The sequence below is a fragment of the Methanocalculus sp. genome, from assembly GCF_029762515.1.
Classification (GTDB): domain Archaea; phylum Halobacteriota; class Methanomicrobia; order Methanomicrobiales; family Methanocorpusculaceae; genus Methanocalculus.
This window is the reverse complement of sequence record NZ_JARVGN010000236.1, coordinates 1-3,675: the sequence shown is the minus strand read 5'-3', so window position 1 is coordinate 3,675 and position 3,675 is coordinate 1. Positions and strand designations below refer to the sequence as shown.

At 56.6% G+C, this 3,675-nt stretch carries 6 protein-coding genes; 4 read left to right on the top strand and 2 right to left on the bottom strand.

The genetic code is table 11. From position 1 onward, the window contains the following. Positions 1-18: 18 nt before the first annotated feature. Genes QCH34_RS08725 through QCH34_RS08710 form a run of 4 tightly spaced genes read left to right on the top strand, consistent with a single transcriptional unit; the run spans position 19 to position 1,147 of the window. Entirely contained in the window at positions 19-153 is a 135-nt protein-coding gene (locus tag QCH34_RS08725; RefSeq protein WP_292733310.1) for a DNA-directed RNA polymerase subunit P, read from the top strand. After that, entirely contained in the window at positions 150-539 is a 390-nt protein-coding gene (locus QCH34_RS08720) for a hypothetical protein (RefSeq protein ID WP_300332960.1), read from the top strand. The genes QCH34_RS08725 and QCH34_RS08720 overlap by 4 nt, the downstream gene beginning before the upstream one ends. 7 nt (positions 540-546) lie before the next feature. Next, positions 547-795 carry a KEOPS complex subunit Pcc1 gene (locus QCH34_RS08715; protein ID WP_300332958.1) on the top strand — a complete coding sequence of 83 codons (249 nt, stop codon included), beginning with the start codon at positions 547-549 and terminating at the stop codon, positions 793-795. After that, positions 782-1,147, top strand: a complete 366-nt coding sequence (locus QCH34_RS08710) for a prefoldin subunit beta (protein ID WP_300332955.1) — start codon at positions 782-784, stop codon at positions 1,145-1,147. The genes QCH34_RS08715 and QCH34_RS08710 overlap by 14 nt, the downstream gene beginning before the upstream one ends. Here the strand turns inward: QCH34_RS08710 and QCH34_RS08705 are convergent, their stop codons facing one another. Both QCH34_RS08705 and QCH34_RS08700 read right to left on the bottom strand, forming a co-directional pair. Next, entirely contained in the window at positions 1,148-2,572 is a 1,425-nt protein-coding gene (locus QCH34_RS08705; protein WP_300332952.1) for an aldehyde dehydrogenase family protein, read from the bottom strand. Positions 2,573-2,604: 32 nt separating this feature from the next. Further along, positions 2,605-3,675 (bottom strand): alpha-isopropylmalate synthase regulatory domain-containing protein (locus tag QCH34_RS08700; protein ID WP_300332949.1); only part of this gene is annotated, 1,071 nt, incomplete at its 5' end.

The following is a 3,675-nucleotide window of genomic DNA, read 5'->3' as shown; positions in this document are numbered from 1 at the left end:
AAGGAGGCGTAGACTGGCGTGACCGGGTCATACAAATGTGCCCACTGCAAGAGGAAGGTTGAGATAGACGTGAATGTCCGCTGCCCATACTGCGGACACCGTATCCTCTTCAAAGAGCGTGGGGCAGTTATAAAAGACCTCAAGGCCAGATGACGATCCTTACGACATCACGCCGCCCAACCCCTGAGATCCGGGCCTTTGCACGGGATCTCGCTTTTGCACTCGGGTGCGATCATATGAACAGGGGAAAAACCGGGCTTCGTGATCTCTCCCCACAGGATCCCGCCATACTTTTTATTGAGAAGCAACAGCAGAAGATCGCTATCCGCCTCGAAGTGGATGGCGAGATGAAAGGGGAGATCATGCTATCCGGCTGGTCGGTCGGCATCCGTGAGAAAGAGATGCGAAGAGGCATCTTCACGAGCGACCAATCGGTTTATGATCTCCTGAACCGATATGTACCTGTCACAATGGTCCAGAACCAGGACGGGGCAATCACCTTCGACGGAAGGCAGAGACGAGAATATCGGTGTGATTGAGAGCGTCATGATGCATGATACGGAGTTCACCTTTGTCACCCCTCATGCACCAATACTCTATCAGGCACTTGCCCCCGAGGCATCAGACGAAACCGGGGATCGATCAAGTGCCACCATCAGCCTTGAGAACGATCGTCTTACCCTGAAAGTCACCGCCGGCGACATCCCGGCATTGCGGGCCGCGTTGAACATGTGGCTCCGCCTGATAAACATCGCAGAAGAGATGCAGGAGATAGAAAACCATGGAAAACCCTAATATCCCTCAGAAAGTCCAGCAGCAGATCGCACAGCTTCAGCAGATGCAGCAGCAGATGCAGACAATTCTTCAGCAGAAATCCCAGTACGAGATGAGCGTGCGTGAGGCGAAGCGTGCGGAAGAAGAGCTGAAAGAGACTGCTGACGATGCCGAGGTCTTCATGACAATCGGTTCAGTGATGGTGCAGCAGACAAAAGAGCATGTTGCAAAAACCCTCGCCGATAAGATCGACACCCTTGAGCTGCGGATCAAATCCCTTGAAAAACAGGAGAAGGCGATCGCCACAAAATTCGAGCAGCTTCAGCAGCAGGTCAGAAGCTCACTCGAAGGGCGTATGCCGGAAGCTGCATAATCACCTCTCATTTATAATCAACATTTTTTCTACTGTCATCTCGCGTATAGCAGAGGCAGGGCCTTCGCGTCCGATGCCTGATCCCTTCACACCGCCATAGGGCATCTCATCGACCCTGAATGTCGGGATGTCATTCACAAGGAGCGCCCCGACATCGATTCTCCCAAAGGCTTTCCTTACAGTCTCAAGGGAGTCGGTGAAGATGCCTGCCTGGAGCCCATAGTCAGAGGTGTCTGCAATTTTGATTGCTTCATCGACCTCATCAAAAGGATGCAGGAGAATGACCGGGGCAAAGAGCTCCCGGCAGGAGAGATCCTGGGATAGCCCGAGATCGGCAAGCATAGTCGGGTAGAGGAGCGCCCCCTCACGCCTTCCTCCGCAGACGAGGCGGGCACCGGAATCAACAGCCGACCTAATCAGCGCCTCTGCCCGTGATGCTGCCTCAGCGGAGATCATCGGGCCGATATCAGTCGTGGGATCGGCAGGATCTCCCACCTTCAGCAGGCGGATATACCCGAGGATCTTCTCTTCCATCCCGGAATAGATAGACCTGTGGATGAGAACACGCTGTACCGAGACGCAGTTCTGGCCGGCATTTGCAAACCCGCCGGCAACGATCCGCATTGCGGCATAATCGGGATCAGAGTCCGGGCAGACGATCACAGCAGCATTTCCCCCGAGTTCGAGCCCGACCGCTTTTCTTCCAGCCCGGTTCTTGATCGCCCAGCCGACATCCGGACTCCCGGTGAAGGAGAGATAGCCGAAGGAGTCGTCAGGGATGATCTCATCCGCAACTGCTCCGGGTGCCGGGATCACCGAGACCGCTTCCGGGGGATAGCCTGCCGCGATGATAATCTCGGCCAGGATCAGGGATGAGAGCGGTGTGGCGGTTGCCGGTTTCAGGAGAAACGGGGCGCCGATTGCTATCGCCGGACCGATCTTGTGGCAGGCGAGATTTAAGGGATAGTTGAAGGGGGTGATCGCAAGTACCGGGCCTGCCGGCACCCGTGTGAGATACCCTGTATGGCCGGCACCTGCCGGCGTGCGGTCAAGGGGGAGGATTGTGCCATCGACCCTTCCCGCCTCCTCGGCAGAGATCGTGATCGTCTCAATCGCCCGGGTGACCTCGCCATCTGCCACCTTCCGCACCTTTCCGCCTTCTGCGATGAAGGTTGCCACAAGCTCTTCCCTCCGCTCTTCAAGACGTGCGGCTATGGCATACAGAATCTTCCGCCGGGTATGGAGGGGGAGCCTCCGGGTCGTTTCAAATGCTCCCGCTGCTGCCTGTGCACCATCCCGGAGATCATCTGCTGATCCGAGACAGACAGACGCTACCGTTGTACCGGTATAAGGAGAGATGACATCTGAGATCAGAGGGCTGCTCTTCCACCTTCCGCCCACACAGAATAGTCGTGGATCATCCATGTGAAGAAAAAGGTGGGAGAGAATAAAAAAGATCAGGGTGACGTCTGCGTATACCGGATGAGGTTGATTGCATTCACCATCGCCTCAGCAGATGCCAGAACGATATCGTCCCCCGATGAGCTTGCATCATAGGTTCTGCCCTCAGCATCCTCGACCGTGATCGTCACATGCCCGATTGCATCGGTTCCGCCACTGATCGCCTCGATCCTGAAGTCTTTCATCTGGATACCAATCGGCATCACGCTCAGGACTGCTTTCACCGCAGCATCCACCGGACCGTTTCCGATGGCACTCCCGGCCTTCTCGGTTCCGAGGACACAGGCACGGACACTGGCAGTCGGTATGCAGTGGTTCCCGCTCATAACAGCGATATCACGGAGCTCGACGGTCTTTGCAACCGCCTGGATATCCATCACATCTTCTGCGATCACATAGAGATCGTGATCCGTAACCCTTCTTCCGCGTGCGGATATCGTCTTGATCCGCTCGACGATCAGATCCAGTTCGGTGTCTGATGGGTTGATATGGACAAGCGAGAGCATCTGCCGCACCGCGTGCCTGCCGACATGCTTGCCGAGGGCGAGGCGGCGGCGGTGGCCGACCATCTCGGGTGTCATGATCCCCGGCTCGAAGGTCTGGCTGTTTGCCATGATCCCATGGGAATGGATCCCGGATTCGTGGGCAAATGCATTATCCCCGACCACCGGCTGGACCGGCAGTATCGGGATACCCGAGTACCTTGATACGAGCCGCGACATCTCGACGAGGCGGGTCGTCTCGATCCCGGTCGATATCCCGTTGATTGCCTCCAGAATCATCACCGTCTGGGCGATGTCCGCATTGCCTGCCCGCTCGCCGATCCCATTGACCGTCACCTGCACCTGCGAGGCGCCTGCCTCGACTGCGGTGGTGGTGTTGGCAACGGCGAGGCCGAAGTCGTTGTGGCAGTGAATGTCGATTGGAACATGGATCTCCTCTGCTATTGCAGAGATCAGGGTACGCATCTTCATCGGCGTATAGACACCGACGGTATCAGGGACATTCACCACAGTCGCCCCTGCATCAGCAGCAGCCCTGAAGACCTCAATCAGGTACGGGAGATC